Raw genomic sequence first — 16,433 nt, 5'->3', positions numbered from 1 at the left:
CACGGCATCCGGTGACCCGCCCACCGCCCTACGCATCGCGCCCCGATCCCCGGGCGAGCACCGGCGCGTCCCGCCAGGCGTCCGGTGCGGCCCCGGCGGGCGGCGCGGACCGGCAGATCACGTACCCGGCCGGTGCGGCCACCCCGGTCCGGCCGGGCAGCGCGTCGAGAACCCGCCGGTGCAGTTCCCGCGGCGAGCCCTCGGGGGCGGCCACGTACACCGTCACCCCGCCGTCGCCCGCGGGGTCGACGAGGGCCGCCGCGGGGGCACCCCCGGCCACCTCGCCGACCAGGTCCGCCACCGCCTGCGGGCGGACCCAGCCGGCCGGGGTGGACACCCAGTCGGTCCCCCGGCGGGCCGGGGTCAGGCCGATCCGCCCGGCGATCTCGGCGACCCGCACCTGTTCGGTGACCGCCGCGCACAGCAACGTCTCGATCCCCCGGATCACGGTCTCGCCGAGCGCACCCGGCAGGTACGCCGTGTCGACCAGCAGGCCGAGCCGGCAGCGGCCGTCGCCCAGGTTGCTGGCGGCGACGTAGAACCTCATGTCGCTCTTGGACAGCGGCTCCAGCCGGGAGTAGCGGGAGTCCCGGCGTAGCACGGCGAGCCGGTCCGGCCCCGGGTCCGGGTCGGGCGTGGCCCAGTCGCTGCCCCGGTGGCCGTTGTTGAAGTAGGCGGACAGGTCGAACGCCACCCCGCGCCGCCGGCCGACCCGCTCGACCACCCGGCGCACCTCGGCCGGGTCGCACTGCGCCCGCCGGTACGCGTCGAACGCCGGCCGGTGCAGGTTGCGGATCGCGGTGAGCAGGTCGACGTCGTCGTCGACCCGGTGGACCAGCAGGGCGTCCAGGGTGTTCAGGGCGATCAGGTCGCGGCTGTCCCGGTCCAGCCGGTTGCCGGCGATCAGCTTGAACACGGCGGTGCGGTGCCCGTTGTAGGCGGTCAGGATCAGGGTGGTCAGGCCGAGCAGCACGGTCGAGAACGAGGTGCGGGTCCGGGTGGCCAGCGCGGTCGCCGCCGCGGTGACCGCCGTGGAGTCCAGCAGGTGCCGTTCGATGGGCTGGTCGCCGGTCGGCGCGGCCGGCAGGTCGAACATGGACGCCGGCGCGGCCGACAGCCCCTGCTCCCAGTGCCGCAGCCCCGCCCGGCTGGTCTGCTGGCCGGCCGCCGACTGCTGGAAGGCGGCCTGCGCCAACGGCTGCGGCACCCGGTCGGCCGACGGCGCGACGGCCGGGGACGGGGCGTCGGGGGCCGGACCGGCGGCCGGGGCCGCCCCGGTGAGCCGGTCGAGCAGCACGTCGGTGAGGGTGGTGAAGGCCCAGCCGTCGAACGCCAGGTGGGAGCCGACGAGGGCGACGGCGCTGATCCGGCCGGCCCGGTCCCGGGCGCAGCCGACCCGCAGCGGCCACTGCGCCTCGTGGTCGAACGCCGCCTCGGTCAGCGTGGCGACCAACTCCCCACCGACCCGGGCCGGGTCACCCTGGTCGTCGACCACCACCACGTCGTACGTCCCGGTGGCGGCGACCTCCTGGCGCGGCCCGTCGGCCCGCTGCACGTACCGGGTCCGCAGGGTCTGGTGCGTCTCGACCAGGTGCCGCAGGACGGCGGTCAGCCGGTCCGGGGCGACCGGTTCGGGCAGCACCAGGGCCCGGGAGATGTTGAACTGGTTCGCCTCCTTGCCGAACCACTGCATCGGCCCCCACATGACGCTCTGCGCCCAGGTCAGCGGCCCGGTGCCGGCCCCCTGGCCGGTGAACGTCAGGCTGAACGCGCCGGCGCTGCTCTCGCCCATCCCGCCCTCCCCGGTGCCCACTACGCCCGCGCAGCCGGCGCGACCGGGCGGCGCGATTTCGGCGTCAGCCGCAGCGGCAGGTGGTCGAGCCCCCGGAACGCCGGGCTGGCGACCTTGACCAGCTCACCGATGAGTTCGATGTCGTCGGTGCGGTCGAGCAGCATCCGCAGGAACGTGGTGGCCTGCAGTCGGGCCAGGTGCGCGCCGACGCAGGTGTGGATGCCCGCCCCGAAGCCGAGGTGACCGTCGGTCACCCGGTCGACCCGGTAGTCGTTGGGGTCGGGGAACTTGCGCGGGTCCCGGTTGCCGGCGGCGAAGGACAACTCCACCCGGGCACCCTCCGGGATGGTGGTGTTGCCGACCACCACGTCGGTCGTGGCCGTGCGGAAGACGTTCTGCACCGGCGGGTAGAACCGGGCGGTCTCCTCGATCGTCGGCCCGATCAGCTCCGGCCGCTCGCGGACCAGGCGGAGCTGGTCGGGGTGGTGGAGCAGCGCGTCGAGCATGTTGCCCAGGAAGTGGGTCATCGTCTCCTGCCCGCCGACCAGCAGGGTGAGGCACAGCCAGAGGATCTCGTTCTCGGTCACCCCGCCGGTGGCCGCGGCGGCGAACAGCTTCGACACCACGTCGTCGCGGGCCGGCTCGTCCCGCCGCCGGTTGAGCAGGTTGCCCAGGTAGCCGGAGAGGCCGGCGACCGACGACAGCGCCGCCTTCGCGGCCTGCAACCGCAGCGCGTTCTCGTCCGGGTCCTCCGGGGCGTCCTCGCCGACCTTCGCGTTGGCGATGAAGCTCTCCAGCACGCCGGCGGTGAGCTTGAGTTTGGCGAGGTTGTCGTCGGGCACCCCGACGATGGTGGTGATGACCTTCACCGGTTGCAGGATGATCGCCTGCTGGACGAGGTCGATGTCGCCGGTGGCGACCGCCTCGTCGAGCAGGTCGCCGCAGACCCGCTCGATGAACGGCCGCCAGAACTGCACCCCGCGCGGGGAGAAGTCGTGCCGGATCAGGGCGCGCAGCCGGGTGTGGTCCGGCTGGTCGAGCCCGAAGAGCACCGGCAACGTGGAGCGGTGGTAGGCGATCCCGTCGGCCGAGGACAGGCCGGCGTGGTTCTTCGCCGCCAGCCGGACGTGCTCGTAGCGGATCACCAGCCACATGTCGCGCTGGGCCAGGTACAGCGGCTCCTCGGCGCGCAGCAGCTCGGCGTAGGCGGGGTACGGGTCGTCCATGGACTCGGGCGAGAAGGGGTCGAACTCGTCGGTCTGTGTCACGCTGGTCACTGCCATGTCCTCCGCAATCGTTGGGGGCCGGTCACCGGTACGCCCTGGCCTGGAGTTCGAACATCTCGGCGTACCGGCCCCCGGCGGCCAGCAGGTCGGCGTGGCTACCGGCCTCGGCGACGCCGCCGTCGGCGAGCACCACGATCAGGTCGGCCAGTTGCACGGTGGAGAACCGGTGGGACACGAACACGCTGACCGCGCCGGTGCGGGCGGCGACCTGCCGGGCCTGGTCGCGGTAGCGGGCGAACAGGGCGTACTCGGCCTCCGCGTCGAGCGCGGCGGTCGGCTCGTCCAGCACCACCAGCAGCGGGTCGTCGCGCATGAACGCCCGGCCGAGGGCGAGCTTCTGCCACTGGCCGCCGGACAGCTCCGCCCCGTCGGTGTGGCTGCGGCCCAGCGGGGTGTCCAGTCCCTCGTCGAGCTGCCCGACCAGGTCGTCGGCGCCGGCCCGGCCCAGCGCCGCGCGTACCGCCTCGTCGTCGTCGCGGCGGGGCAGGTCGCCGACGCCCACGGCCTGCCGGGCCGGCAGCTCGAAGCGGACGAAGTCCTGGAAGCCGGCGGCGATCCGCTCGCGCCAGCCCGGCAGGGACAGCGCGGCCAACTCGACGCCGTCGACGAGGATCCGGCCGGACGTCGGCGTCAGCAGGCCGCAGAGCAGCTTGACCAGGGTGGTCTTGCCGGCGCCGTTCTCGCCGACCACGGCGACCGTGGCACCGGCCGGCAGGTGCAGGTCGAGACCGGTGACCACCGGTTGTGCGCCGCCGGGGTAGCGCAGCGTGACCCCGGCCAGCCGGATACCCTCCCGCAGCCGGGCCGGCGGCGCACCGGCGGCGACGCAGCCGACGGCGGCTGTCGACCCGGCGGCGGCACCCGACCCGAGAGCGACGGTCGGCCCGACGGCGGAGTGACCGGGCGTCGGGTCGCCGGGCGGCGGGTGCCGGTCGGCGGCGCGGACCAGGTCGTGCACCTCGTCGAGCCGGCGGTAGACGCTGCGCAGCCGCTGGAGGTCCTGCAACACCCCGACCGCCGCGGCGACCTGCTGGTTGACCTGGGCGGCGATGGTGACGACCAGGACGACGTCACCCACCCCGCGCCGGCCCGCGACGGCGTCACGAAGGATCAGCAGCACCGCCAGCACGTACCCGGCGGCGAACGCCAACTGCCCGGTCATCCGGACCACGCTCGCCACCAGCTGGGCCCGCCACAACCGTCGGGTGGCGTCCTGCCAGTGGCCGCGGTGCCGCCGCCGCACCTCCCCGGTGAGTCCGAAGACGCGCAGTTCCTTGCCGGCGGCGGCGTCGGTGGCCAGCCCGAACAGCCCGGCCGCCCGGCGGGTGGACTCCGCACCGGCCTCCCGGGCCCGGTTCACCATCCGTTCCGCCCACCGGCCGGCCAGCAGCGGCGGCGCGGCGGCCAGCGGCAACAGCAACAACAGCGGATGCAGTACGGCCAGCACCACCGTCGTCAACGTCATCGCCACGGCCAGGCCGACGCCGGTCAGCACGGCCTGCAGGCCCACCCGGAGCTGCTCGACGTCCTCCTCCAGCACGGTGATCTTGTCGGCGAACTCGGAACGTTCGAAGTGCGCCATCCCCGGCGTGCCGTTCGTGGCGTCCATCAGCTCCTGGTGCACGTGCAGGACGTCGAGTTCGGCGAGTTCGAAGTAGGCGATGTGGGCGAAGTGACCGAGGGTCAGCCCGGCGATCAGGCCGACCGCCACACCCACCCCGGCGAGGCTCGCGGCGACCGGCCGGCCGGCGGTGACCGCGTCGAAGAGCACCCGCAGCAGCACCGCCACCAGCGGCCACGCCACCGCACCCGCGACGACCAGGACCAGTGCGGTGAGCGCCTTGCGCCGGTCCTGACGCAGCGACGTACGCCACAGCGCCCAGCCGGCGGAGAGCAGACCCCGGTTCACCTGACGCTCCGCGTCGACCCGGCGTCCACCGCGCCGCCGTCCGGACCGCCGGTCGGCGCACCGGTGCCGGGATCGTCCGCCGGTGGGCCGGCGTCGGGACGGTCGGCCGGCGGGGTGTCTGCGGCGGGGGTGGCGAAGCGTTCCGCCTGGAGGGTGAACAGCCGGGCGTACCGGCCGCCCCGGGCGAGCAGTTGCGCGTGCGAGCCCTGCTCGACCACCCGACCCTCGGCCAGCACGACGATGTGGTCCGCCCGGCGGACGGTGGCGAACCGGTGCGAGATCAGGATGGTGGTGACCCCCGTGGTGGCGGCGATGATCTCGTCGAAGAACCGGGCCTCGGCCCGGACGTCCAGGCTGGCCGTCGGCTCGTCGAGGACCAGCACCGACGCGCCGTGCCGGATGGCGAACAGCGCCCGCGCGATGGCCACCCGCTGCCACTGCCCGCCGGACAGGTCCACCCCGTCGCGCAGCTGCCCGCTCAGCGGGGTGTCCAGCCCATGCGGCAGCGCGTCGAGGGTGGCGAGGATGCCGGCGGCCTCGGCGGCGGCCCGGATGCCGTCCCGGTCGTCGGCGTGCCGGACCGCCCCCAGCGCGATGTTGTCCGCCGCGCTCGTGGCGTACCGCAGGTAGTCCTGGAAGATGACGGCGAGTTCACGTCGCCAGCGGGCCGTCGGGAGCTCGTCGATCGGCCGGCCGCCGACGGTGATCCGGCCCGCGTCCGGCAGCGCCAGCCGGGCCAGTAGCTTGACCAGCGTCGTCTTGCCGGCGCCGTTGAGGCCGACGATGGCGGTGCACGCCCCCGCCGGCAGGGTGAGGTCCAGGTCGGTGAAGACCGGCTCCGTGCGGTGCGGGTAGCGGAACGACACCGCTTCGAACCGGATGTCGCCCGCCGGGGCGGACTCCGCGGTCGCCGCCGGGGCCGGGTCGTCGTCGGGCGGTCCGTCGTCGGCAGCACCGTCGTCGGGGGACGTCCGGTCGCGCATCCCGGCCCGGAACTCGCCGACGGCCCGGTAGGCGTTCATGCCGAACTGGGTCTGCACGTCGGCCTCGGGGTAGAACTCGCCGAGCTGCACCGCCGCCAGCACCGCCTGGATCACCAGCGCCAGTTGGGTCAGCCCCACCCGGCCCTGCCCGCCGGCCAGCCCCAGCGCGGCGAGGACCGCCACGAGGACCGTCAACCCGACGGCGGTGTGGAGGAGGTACGGCCGCAGGTAGACCCGCCGCCGCTGCACCCACACCGGACGCATCCAGTCCAGGTACGCCTGGCGGTACTGCCCGCGCAGCCACGGCAGCAGACCGAAGACGCGGATCTCCTTGGCGGCCGGCCGGCCCATCGCCACGCCCCGGAAGTAGGTCAACCGGCGGACCCGGGCCACGATCGACCCGTAGATCGCCGCGTAACGGCGCAGGCCGCCGCGTTGACCGTGCCGGAACGCGAGCACGGCGACGAGCAGGCCGACCCCCGCCGCCCAGGCGAAGGCGGCCCCGACGAGCACCGCGTACCCGAGGAGCTGCCCGTAGCGGGCGAGCAGGGCCAGCATCCCGGCACCCGCCGCACCCGGGCTCTGGATGCCGTGCTCGACCTCGCGGGACGCCTCGGTGAGCTGTTCGAGCAGCGTCTGGTCCTCCAGCGGAGTGGTGCTGGTGCTGCCCAGCGCCGCCGCCATCAGCTCGTCGGCAACCGCACCGTCGATCCGACGCTGCACCAGCAGACCCGTGGTGACCTGGAGCTGGGCCAGCAGCTGCTGGGCGCTGAGCGCCCCGGCGGCCAGCACGAAGGCGGTCACCAGGTGCCCGAAGGCCGGCGACTCGACGCCGTCGCGGACCGCCTGCGGCAGCCAGCCGATCATCCGGCTGGTCGCGACGACGAACACCACAGGCGCGGCGGCGAGCAGCAGGTTGACCAGTACTGCGGCGGCCACCGCCGGAGCGCCCGCTCGGGGCAGCAGGGTGACGATGCGCCACCGGTCCACGGCGGTCCGGCGGACCACCCCGGCCACGGCACCGGCCGTCGTCGCGTCGCCACTCATGCCGGCTCCCCGACCCGCTGGGTCCGCACGGCCCGCTGGAAGGCCAGCGCCGCGTCGTGTCCCTCGGCGAACGCCCGGACCGCGTCCAGCCCGGTGGTGTCCCGGGCCCCGCCGACCACCCGGTGCCACACCCCGGCCCGGCGTACGGTGCGCACCAGGGCGTCGGCGGGCAGTTGACCGGCGGCGACCACCACCGTGTCGGCGGGCACCGACCGGGCCGCTCCGGTGCCGTCGACCAGGCGCACGGCGTCGGGGTCGACGCGCAGGTCCCGCACGCCCGGCACCACCTCGACCCGTCGGCGGCGCAACTCGGCCAGCACCGCCCAGCGGGTCGAGCGGCCCATCCGGGGGCCGAGCCGTTCACCGCGCAGCAGGACGGTTACCTGCCGGTCCGGACGCTGGCTGGCCAGGTGGGCGAGGTCCACGGCGATGCCGCCGCCGCCGATCACGACGACCCGCCGCCCGAGCGCGTCGTCGGCGAAGGCCGAGCCGTAGTCGCGGACGTGCGGCAGCCCGTCGCCGGGCAGGTCGATGCGGCGCGGCAGCACCCCGGTGGCGACGATCACCCCGTCGTGGCGGCGCAGCAGGTCCTCGTCGGCGTCGGTGATCCGCCGGCCGGTGTGCAGTCGCGCGCCGAGCCGGGTCAGCTCGGCGGTGAGGAACCGGACCGTCTCGGCGTAGTCGGCCTTGCCCGGCACCCGGCAGGCCAGCCGGAACTGGCCGCCGGGCTCCCCGTCGGCCTCGTAGACGGTGACCCGGTGTCCGGCCAGGGCCAGGTCGTGGGCGGCCCGCAGCCCGGCGGGGCCGGCACCGACCACGGCCACCGTCCGGGGCCCGTCCACCGACGTCGACCCGGCCCGCACCGCCGGGTCGACGTACGGTGCCGGCCCGGCCGGCGTCGCCGGGTCGGCCTCCCGGCCGACGAGCGGGTTGACCATGCAGGACACCGCGGCCCCCACCAGCGACCTGTCGATGCAGGCCTGGTTGCAGGCCACGCAGACGTTCACCGGCCGGCCGTGCCGGCTGCGCTCGACCAGGGTCGGGTCGGCCAGGAACGGCCGGGCCATCGAGACCAGGTCCAGCGGGGTGCCGGCGAGGACCGCCTCGGCCTGGGCCAGCCGGTTGATCCGGTTGCTGGCCAGCACGGGCAGCGCGCCCACCGCGGCCTTGACCGCCGTCGCGACCGGCACCCAGTGCCCCGGCGGCACCAGCGCCTGCACCGTCGGCACCGGCGACTCGTGCCAGCCGACGCCGACGTTGAGCGCGTCGGCACCGGCGGCGGCCAGCGCGCGGGCGTACGCCGTCACGGTGTCCCGGTCGGTGCCGCCGGGCAGCAGGTCGTCGCCGGTCATCCGCATCACGACCGGGAAGTCGGGGCCCACGGCGGCCCGGACCGCTGCCACCACGGCCACCCCGAACCGCATCCGGCGCTGCGGGTCGCCACCCCACTCGTCGTCGCGCCGGTTGGTCAGCGGGGAGAGGAACTGGTCGATCAGGTACCCCTCGGAGCCCATGATCTCCACGGCGCTGAACCCGAGGTCACGGGCTTGCGCCGCGCCCCGGGCGAAGTCCCCGACGATCCGGGTGACCGCGTCGGCGGGCAGCGCGTGCGGGGTGAGCCGGGAGATCGGGCTGGGCACCGCCGACGGGGCGACCGGGTGCGGGCCGCCGGTGTCCGGTCGGGCGTACCGGCCGGCGTGGAAGAGTTGGAGGGCGAGCAGACCGCCGGCCGCGCCGACCTCCCCCGCGACCCGGCGCAGCCGGTCCCGGAAGGCGGTGTCGTCGAGCACCCCGGAGCTCGGCACGTCGGCGCCGGCCGGGCTGACCGCCGCGCCGCCGGTGACCATCAGCCCGGCGCCGCCGCGCACCCGGGCCAGGTAGAACGCGGCCAGCGTCCGACCGCCGTCGTCCCGGTGGTCCCAGCCCAGGTGCATCGCCCCCATCACGATCCGGTGCGGCAGCACCAGCCGGCCGATCCGGCCGGGCCGCAGCACCCTGTCCAGTCCGGCCGTCATGCCAGCGGGCCACTCAGGTCCCGGCTGAACGGCGGCGAGACGATCGACAGGCCGCCGTCGACGACCAGGGTCTGCCCGGTGACGTACTCGGCGGCCGGGGAGAGCAGGAAGGCGATCACGTCGGCGACCTCCTGCGCGGTGCCCATCCGCTGCTTGGGGATCAGCGGCAGCACCCCGGACAGCGGGGCCATCCCGGGCACGTCGTAGAAGTAGCCGGACGACTCGGTCTCGATGATGCCGCCGTTGACCGCGTTGACGTTGATGCCGCGTCCGGCGAACTCGACGGCCATGTACCGCACCCATGACTCGATCGCCGCCTTGGCGGCGCCCAGGTTCGCGTACGTCGGGTAGGCGCGGATGCTGCCGTAGCTGGACAGCGCGACGATCCGGCCGCCGTCGGGCATCAGCCGCACCGCCTGCTGCGCACCGAGCACGAACGAGCGCATGTTCATCGCGTACGACCGGTCGAGGTGGTGCGGCTTGAGGTCCATGATGTTCTTGAACGAGCTTGCCGCCGCGTTGCACACGAAGTAGTCGAGGGTGCCGAACTCCTGCGCGGCCACCGCGAAGAGCCGTTCGATCTCCTCGGGTTGCTCCATGTCGGCGGCCACCGTGACGGCCCGCCCGCCGAGCTGCGTGATCTCCTTACGGACCTGCTCGGCCAGTTCGGCGTTCTTCTTGTAGTTGACCACCACCGAGCCGCCGCCCCGGGCCAGGGTGAGCGCCAGCGCCCGGCCGATGCCCCGGGAGCTGCCGGTGATCAGCGCGGTGCGGTCCTGGAAGGCGGTCATCGGCCGGCCGCCAGGATCTCCCGGGCGATCACGGTCTTCTGGATCTCGTTGGTGCCCTCCTCGAAGCGCTGCGCGCGGGCGTCACGGTAGACCCGTTCGATGGTGCTGCCCTCCCAGTAGCCGATGCCGCCGTGCGCCTGCAACGCCTTGTCGGTGACCCGGGTCAGCATGTCGACCGCGACCAGCTTGGCCATCGAGGACAGCGCCCCGGCGTCGTCCTGGCCCGCCTCCCAGCGGCGGGCGGCGTGCAGGGTGAGCTGTCGGGCGGCCTCGATGTCGGCGGCGTTCTCGGCGAGCGCGAACGCCACCGCCTGCCGGGCGGTCAGCGGCTTACCGAAGGTGACCCGGTTGCGGGCGTGCTCGACCGCCAGCTCCTGCGCCCGGCGGGCCAGCCCCACGCAGGTCATCGCCACGCCGATCCGGCTGGGGGTGAGGAAGCCGCCGAGCGCGACGGCCAGCCCGTCGCCCTCCTCGCCGAGCCGGTTGGCCACCGGCACCGGCGCCCGGTCGAAGATCAGGTGCGCGTGGTCGGTGCCGCGTACGCCCATGGTGTCGGGCATCGGTTCGACCCGGACGCCCTCGACGTGCCGGTCGACCATCAGCGCCACCGTGCCGTCCTTGCCGGTGCTGCCGTCGAGCCTGGCGAACAGCAGCCAGTAGTCGCAGCTCACCCCGAAGGTGATCAGGTGCTTCTCGCCGCTGAGCAGGTAGGTGTCGCCGTCGCGTACGACGCTCGCGCGCAGGTCGGCCCCGGTGCCGGCGGTCGGTTCGGTGAGCGTGAACGCGACCCGCAGGTCCCCGGCGACCTGCGGCAGCACGAACTTCTTGCGCTGCTCGTCGGAGGCGAACTGGTCGATGGAGCGCCACACCCCGTTGCAGACGTGCACGATCATCCGCAGCGACGCGTGCGACATCGAGAACAGTTCGAGCAGGTGCAGGTACTGGGTGAAGGACAGGCCGGCCCCGCCGTAGTCGACCGGCGCGGCGAGCCGCAGGTAGCCCCGGTCGCGCAGGTCCGTCCAGAGCTGGGCGGGGACGCTGCGGTCGCGTTCGATCGCCACCGCGTACTGCTCGCCGGGGCCCCGGACGAACGCCTCGACCTCGCGGGCCAACGTCGCGAACGACGTGCCATCGGCCTGGGTCACTCTGCCTCCTCGCCGATCGTTGCGCTGATCTGGTCACGCAACACGAACTTCTGCACCTTGCCGACCACGTTGCGGGGCAGCGCGGCCACCGTCTCCAGCCGCTCGGGCCAGTACTGCTTGGCGACCTTGTGGTCGTCGAGGAACCGCTGCATCCCGGCGAAGGTGAGCTCCGCCCGGGTCACCACGAACGCGCAGGCCCGCTCGCCGAGGCGCGGGTCGGGCATCGCCACGATCGCCACCTCGCGGACGGCGGGGTGGGTGTGCAGCAGCTGCTCCACCTCCGCCACCGGGATCTTCTCGCCGCCCCGGTTGATCACGTCGGTCACCCGGCCGGTGATTCGCAGGTAGCCGGCGTCGTCGATGGTGGCCAGGTCACCGCTGCGGTACCAGCCGTCCGGGGTGAGCGCCGCCGCGGTCAGGTCCGGGCGGTCGAGGTAGCCGGCGAACAGGCAGTCGCCGGCGACCTCGAAGTTGCCCTCCACGCCGGGGCCGAGCGGGTTGCCGGCGTCGTCGGTCACCCTGATCCGGACCCCCTCCAGCGCCCGCCCGTCGGTGCCCCAGGCGTGTGCGGGAGCGTCGGTCGGCGCGGAGAGGGTGCCGAGGCACGATTCGGTGGAGCCCCAGGCCCCGCAGACCGCCGCGCCGAGGGTGCGGGTGGCGTGCTCGGCGAGGGTGCGGGGCACCGCCGCGCCGGTGGCGACGAAGACCCGTAGCGTCGGTGGCGGCTGCCCGCCGGTCTCCACGGCCTCGACGAGGTCGGCCAGGAAGGGGGTGGCCGCCTGGACGAAGGTGGCCCGGGTGCGGTGCAACGTCTCCAGCGCGGTCCGGCCGTCCCAGACCGGTTGCAGCACGACGGGTGCGCCGATGGTGAACCCCAGCCACATGCCGTAGAGGAAGCCGGTCTGGTGGGCCAGCGGTGACGGGATGAACAGCCGGTCGGCGGCGGTGAGGCCGAGGTGCCGGGCCTGCATGGCGGCGGCCCGGGTCAGCGTGTCGCCGCGGTGCAGCACGCCCTTCGGCTCGCCCGACGTGCCGGAGGTGAACATCAGCTGGGCCAGCGCCGCCGGGTCGGGCCGGCCGGCGGCCGGTGCGGCGTCGTCGGGCCGTTGGCGGGCCAGCGCCGGGCCGAACCACTGCCAGCGCAGGACGGTGGTGTCCGCCGGCAGTCCGGCTGCGGCGGCACCGTCCGGCGTGGATGTGCCGTCCGACGCGGTGGTGCCGTCCGGTGTGGTGTGGCCGGCGACGACGAGGACGTGGGCCACGCCCGGGGCGTCCGGGCCGGCCAGCATCGCCGCGGTCTCGGCGAGGTGCGCGCGGCCCCGGAACCGGTCGGGGATCACCAGCACCCGGGCCCGGGAGCGGCGCAGCAGCCGGCTCATCTCGCGTTCCCGGAAGAACGGCATCAGCGGGCAGCAGACCGCCCCGACCCGGAGGGTGGCGAGCGTGAGCACCACGAACTCCGACCAGTTGGGCAGTTGCCAGGCGACCACGTCACCGGGGCCCACGCCCAGCTCCCGCAGCAGCGACGCGGCCCGGTCGGCGGCCCGGTCCAGCTCACGCCAGCTCAGCGTGGTGCCGGCCCGGCCGGGCGAGGCCGCCTCGACCACGGCCTCGTCGTCGCCGCGCGCGTCGGCGTGCCGGCGGACCAGCCCGGCCACCGGGATGGCGGCCAGTTCGGCAGGCGTCGGCAGGACGGCCACCGACGCCGACGACGTGTCGACGGAGCGGACCGGTGCCGCCGACGGTGCCGTTGCGGACGACGGCGACGACACGGCGGTCGTCGGCGCGGTCGCGGCAGGCCGCCGGTCCGCCGCCGGTGGGGCGGCGGGGCGGGGCAGGCGGCGGGCGCGGGCCCGGTCGACCGACATGTTGAGGCCGACGCCGTTCATCTGGTCGAGGAACTGCGGAAAGGAGATCCGGTGGGCGTTCGGGTAGGTCAGCCGGCTCTCGCCGGTGGCCCGGGAGGCGGCCACCGCCAGCGCCATCAGGACCCGGTGGTCGTTGAACGAGGACAGGTCGGCCTCCCGTAACTGGCCGACGCCCTCACAGACGAGCCGGTCGCCGTCGAGCCGCAGCCGGCCGCCCATCCGGTTGAGTTGCAGCATCGCCGTCACCCGGTCGGACTCCTTGAGCCGTACGTGGGCCACGTGGTCGAGCACGGTGGTGCCGTGCGCGTGGGAGCCGAGGACGCTGAGCACCGGCAGCATGTCGGGCACCGCGCGGCAGTCCACCCGCACCGGGGCCAGCCGCAGCCCGTCGTGGCGGACCCTGATCCAGCCGGTCGCCGGGTCGCGGGCCAGCGGCACGCCCATCGTGGTGAGGATGTCCAGCAGGTGCGCCTCCGGATGGTCCAGTTCCCCGGCGGGGACCGCCGGCAACCCCCGCAACAGCACGTCGGACGGGTGCAGGGCGGTCGCGGCCAGGCCGAACGCGGCGGCACCGACGTCCGGCGGCAGCCGCACCACCGCCGGGGTGGGCCGCTGACCGGGCTCGATGTCGTACCGGCGGCCGTCCGCGCTGACCTGCACGTGCAGGCCGAACTGGCGCATCATCGCCACGGTGAGGTCGACGTAGGACCGCTCGTTGAACTCGCCCACCACCTCGACCACCGTGTGGCCGGTGGCGAACGGGCCGACCAGCAGCAGGCTGGAGATCCACTGGGAGAGCGTGCCGGGGATCCGCACCCGGCCCCCGGTCGGCGGCTGGGCGGCGACCCGGATCGGCAGCAGGCCGCCGGTGGAGGTGATCTGCACGCCGATGCCCGCGAGGGCGTCGAGCAGCGGGCGGATCGGCCGCCGCCGGAAGTACTTCTGCCCGGTGATGCCGACCGGGGTCTCGGCGAGGGCGGCGAGCCCGGTCAGGAAGTAGAGCGTGGTGCCCGAGCTGCCGACCGAGACCTCCGGACGCACCGGCCGGTACCGGCCGCCACGGACCACGAACGCGTCGCCCTCGACGGTGATGGCCGTGCCGAGGTCCCGCAGCGCCCGGATGGTGTGCTGCACGTGGCCGGCGTGGCAGGCCCCGTGGATGCGACTGGTCCCGTCCGCCAGCGACGCGAGCATCAGCGCCCGGTGCGCGTGGTACTTCGACGCCGGGACGTCGAACTCGCCCACGAGTGGCTCGGCCGTGCCCTTGATGACGAGACGCACAGTCCCTCCCCGCAGTGTGTGTCAGCCGGCGGTGTCTGGTGGCGACGGTGTCGCCGGAGCTGGGCCCGGCCCCGGCCCCGCAGCCGGGCCGGGGGCCGGGACGCCGCCGAAGACGGCGTGCATGCCGCCGTCGGCGTGCACCACCTGCCCGGTGGTGTACCGGGACAGGTCCGACAGCAGGAACAGCACCGCCCCGACCACCCGGGCCGGATCGGCCCGGTCCCAGCCCAGCGGCGCCCACCGCTCGTACTGGTCGGCCAGGGCGGAGAAGGTGCGCACCCCGCGCGCCGACACGGTCTCGACCGGCCCGGCGGCGACCAGGTTGACCCTGATCCCGGCCGGGCCGAGGTGCAGCGCGAGGTAGCGGCAGACCGCCTCCAGCGCCGACTTGTAGACCCCCATCCACCCGTAGCCGGGTAGCGCCCGGGTCGAGTCGACGGTCAGCGCGACCACCGCGCCGCCGCCGGGGGCCCGGCTCAGCAGCGGCGACAGCGCGGAGGTGAGCTGCTGCAACGAGTACGCCGACGCGCGGAACCCGTCGAGCACCCCGCCGGCTGCGGCGGTGGCGAAGCCGGCCCCCAACGCGTCCGGCGGGGCGGCGGCGATGCTGTGCAGCACCCCGTCGAGCTGCCCCCAGCGGCTGCCGATCAGCTCCGCCAGCTCCTCGACGCTCGCGTCGGACATCACGTCCAGTTCGAGCACCTCGGGGCGGGACGGCAGCATCTCGGCCACCCGGCGGGTGATCCGGCCGACCCGCCCGTACGAGGTCAGGATGACCTCGCAGCCCTCGCGTTGCAGGGCCGCCGCGACGTGCCAGGCGATGGACTCGTTGTTGAGGACCCCGGTGACCAGGTAGGTGCGCTTGTCCAGGCTCAGCAACGAGCTCAACTCGACGCGCCCGCCACGATCCGCTCGACGAGTTGACCGATGGTGACGTCCGCGAGTTCACTGCGCGGGATCTCCACCCCGTACTCCTTGACGACCATGGCCATCAGGTCGGCGACGTCGAGCGAGTCGATGTCCAGCGCGTCGAACTTGGCGTCGGTGCTGATCGCGTCCTCCTCGACGCCGAGGTCGATCAGTTCGGCGCGCAGGCGCTCCTCGACGGCGGGGGCGGTGATCTCGGTCGATGGTGAGGACATCCGGGTGCTCCTTGTCTCGCAGGGGAATCGGTCAGGCCGTCAACGGGGCGCGGCGGGCGAAGTTGGTGTGGTGCCGTTGCGCCCAGTACCACTGACGCCAGTAGCTCTCGGCCAGCTCCAGCCAGGTCTCCAGCCGGCCGGTGTCGTCGAGGAACCGGTTCATGCTCACCAGCAGCCAGCTGTAGACGCCCTGGCTGTCCCGGCAGTCCGCGCAGTTGCCGGAGGTGCAGCAGAACTGGAGGGTCTGGTAGTCGGCGCCGTAGACGGCGAAGCCGTCCAGGACCGGGTTGCCGTTGCGGATACGCTCGGCGTGGTCCGGGTGGTCCACGCTGATGCTGGGGCAGACGTCGTAGCCGAACTGGCCGTCCCAGTGGGTGCGGCCGGTGATCAGCGACTCGATGAAGTACGGGTGGCAGACCACCGTCTCCGGGTACGCCTGCTTGACCCGCAGCGCCTCGGCGAGGGTGCGCTGCTCGTTCTCGATCCGCAGGGCGTGGTCGCTGCCGTGGGCGGAGTAGAAGTTGAAGGTGACCTGGTTGCCGTTGTCCTGGATGGCCCGCACGGTCGGCTCGACGTACTGTAGGCCCTCCTCGGACAGGGCGTACACGAAGATCACCCGGGGGTCGTTGCGGTAGTGCCCGAGGGCGGTTTCGAACAGGCCGGAGAACGACGAGCCGTTGACCCGGTAGCCGCGCAGCGCGTCGTCGAGCGGGCCGCCGCCGAACAGGCTGATGGCGACCGCCACCTGCTCGAAGCCGCTCATCGGCAGTGGCCGGATGCCGTTGGTGGAGATGGTCACGTACGGCAGCCGCTCGACGAACGGCACCACCCGGGGCAGGACCAGGGTCGGTTCTCCGCCGATCAGGGTCGCCTGGGTGACGCCCCTGGCCACCAGCGAGTCCACGAACCGGGAGATCAGCGCCGGGTCCGAGGTCTCGGGGACGGCCGCGTCGAAGCCGCCCTCGAAGTACCAGCACCCCTTGCACCGGATGTTGCAGGTGGTGGTGAGGTGCACCTCGGTCGCGCTGACCCGGCGGCCCATGTCCCGGACGACCTGCAACCGCGCGGCCAGGTCGGGTCGGTCGGCCAGCAGGGACGCCAGGCGGACCTTGGCCTCGCGCCGGGACAGCGGACGGGGATTGATCGCGATGGGGGTGGGCATGGGCGGGGCGTC

The 16,433-nt window shown here is 74.3% G+C and carries 11 protein-coding genes; all 11 read right to left on the bottom strand.

What is annotated here, in order from left to right; genetic code table 11:
- Positions 1-28 precede the first annotated feature (28 nt).
- The 11 genes from ACN260_RS11335 to ACN260_RS11285 are packed head-to-tail and all read right to left on the bottom strand — an operon-like array spanning position 29 to position 16,421.
- A complete protein-coding gene (locus tag ACN260_RS11335) occupies positions 29-1,792 on the bottom strand; it encodes a condensation domain-containing protein (protein ID WP_422755921.1) in 1,764 nt (587 codons plus the stop codon).
- Positions 1,793-1,812: 20 nt separating this feature from the next.
- Positions 1,813-3,069 (bottom strand): cytochrome P450, encoded by a 1,257-nt coding sequence (locus tag ACN260_RS11330; RefSeq protein ID WP_422755920.1) that lies wholly within the window; start codon positions 3,067-3,069, stop codon positions 1,813-1,815.
- A gap of 31 nt (positions 3,070-3,100) precedes the next feature.
- Positions 3,101-4,987 (bottom strand): ABC transporter ATP-binding protein, encoded by a 1,887-nt coding sequence (locus ACN260_RS11325; RefSeq protein ID WP_422755919.1) that lies wholly within the window; start codon positions 4,985-4,987, stop codon positions 3,101-3,103.
- Complete coding sequence (locus tag ACN260_RS11320) at positions 4,984-7,017, bottom strand: ABC transporter ATP-binding protein (protein WP_422755918.1); 2,034 nt, start codon at positions 7,015-7,017, stop codon at positions 4,984-4,986. Before ACN260_RS11320 ends, ACN260_RS11325 begins: the two co-directional genes overlap by 4 nt.
- On the bottom strand, positions 7,014-9,032 hold the full coding sequence (locus ACN260_RS11315; protein WP_422755917.1) for an FAD-dependent oxidoreductase: 2,019 nt from the start codon (positions 9,030-9,032) through the stop codon (positions 7,014-7,016). The genes ACN260_RS11320 and ACN260_RS11315 overlap by 4 nt, the downstream gene beginning before the upstream one ends.
- Positions 9,029-9,823, bottom strand: a complete 795-nt coding sequence (locus tag ACN260_RS11310; RefSeq protein WP_422755916.1) for an SDR family oxidoreductase — start codon at positions 9,821-9,823, stop codon at positions 9,029-9,031. Before ACN260_RS11310 ends, ACN260_RS11315 begins: the two co-directional genes overlap by 4 nt.
- Positions 9,820-10,968, bottom strand: a complete 1,149-nt coding sequence (locus tag ACN260_RS11305) for an acyl-CoA dehydrogenase family protein (protein ID WP_422755915.1) — start codon at positions 10,966-10,968, stop codon at positions 9,820-9,822. Before ACN260_RS11305 ends, ACN260_RS11310 begins: the two co-directional genes overlap by 4 nt.
- Positions 10,965-14,117, bottom strand: coding sequence for a 3-phosphoshikimate 1-carboxyvinyltransferase (gene aroA / locus ACN260_RS11300; protein ID WP_422755914.1), 3,153 nt, complete (start codon positions 14,115-14,117; stop codon positions 10,965-10,967). Before aroA ends, ACN260_RS11305 begins: the two co-directional genes overlap by 4 nt.
- A gap of 21 nt (positions 14,118-14,138) precedes the next feature.
- Positions 14,139-15,005, bottom strand: a complete 867-nt coding sequence (locus tag ACN260_RS11295; protein WP_422755913.1) for an SDR family oxidoreductase — start codon at positions 15,003-15,005, stop codon at positions 14,139-14,141.
- Positions 15,002-15,259, bottom strand: coding sequence for an acyl carrier protein (locus tag ACN260_RS11290; RefSeq protein WP_088646323.1), 258 nt, complete (start codon positions 15,257-15,259; stop codon positions 15,002-15,004). The genes ACN260_RS11295 and ACN260_RS11290 overlap by 4 nt, the downstream gene beginning before the upstream one ends.
- A gap of 31 nt (positions 15,260-15,290) precedes the next feature.
- A complete protein-coding gene (locus ACN260_RS11285) occupies positions 15,291-16,421 on the bottom strand; it encodes a 4Fe-4S cluster-binding domain-containing protein (RefSeq protein WP_420117020.1) in 1,131 nt (376 codons plus the stop codon).
- Positions 16,422-16,433 lie beyond the last annotated feature (12 nt).

This window comes from Micromonospora sp. WMMD708 (genome assembly GCF_049315245.1).
In the GTDB taxonomy this organism is placed as follows: domain Bacteria; phylum Actinomycetota; class Actinomycetes; order Mycobacteriales; family Micromonosporaceae; genus Micromonospora; species Micromonospora wenchangensis.
Note: the sequence above shows the minus strand (reverse complement) of the source record. Positions and strands in the feature narration are given on the sequence as shown.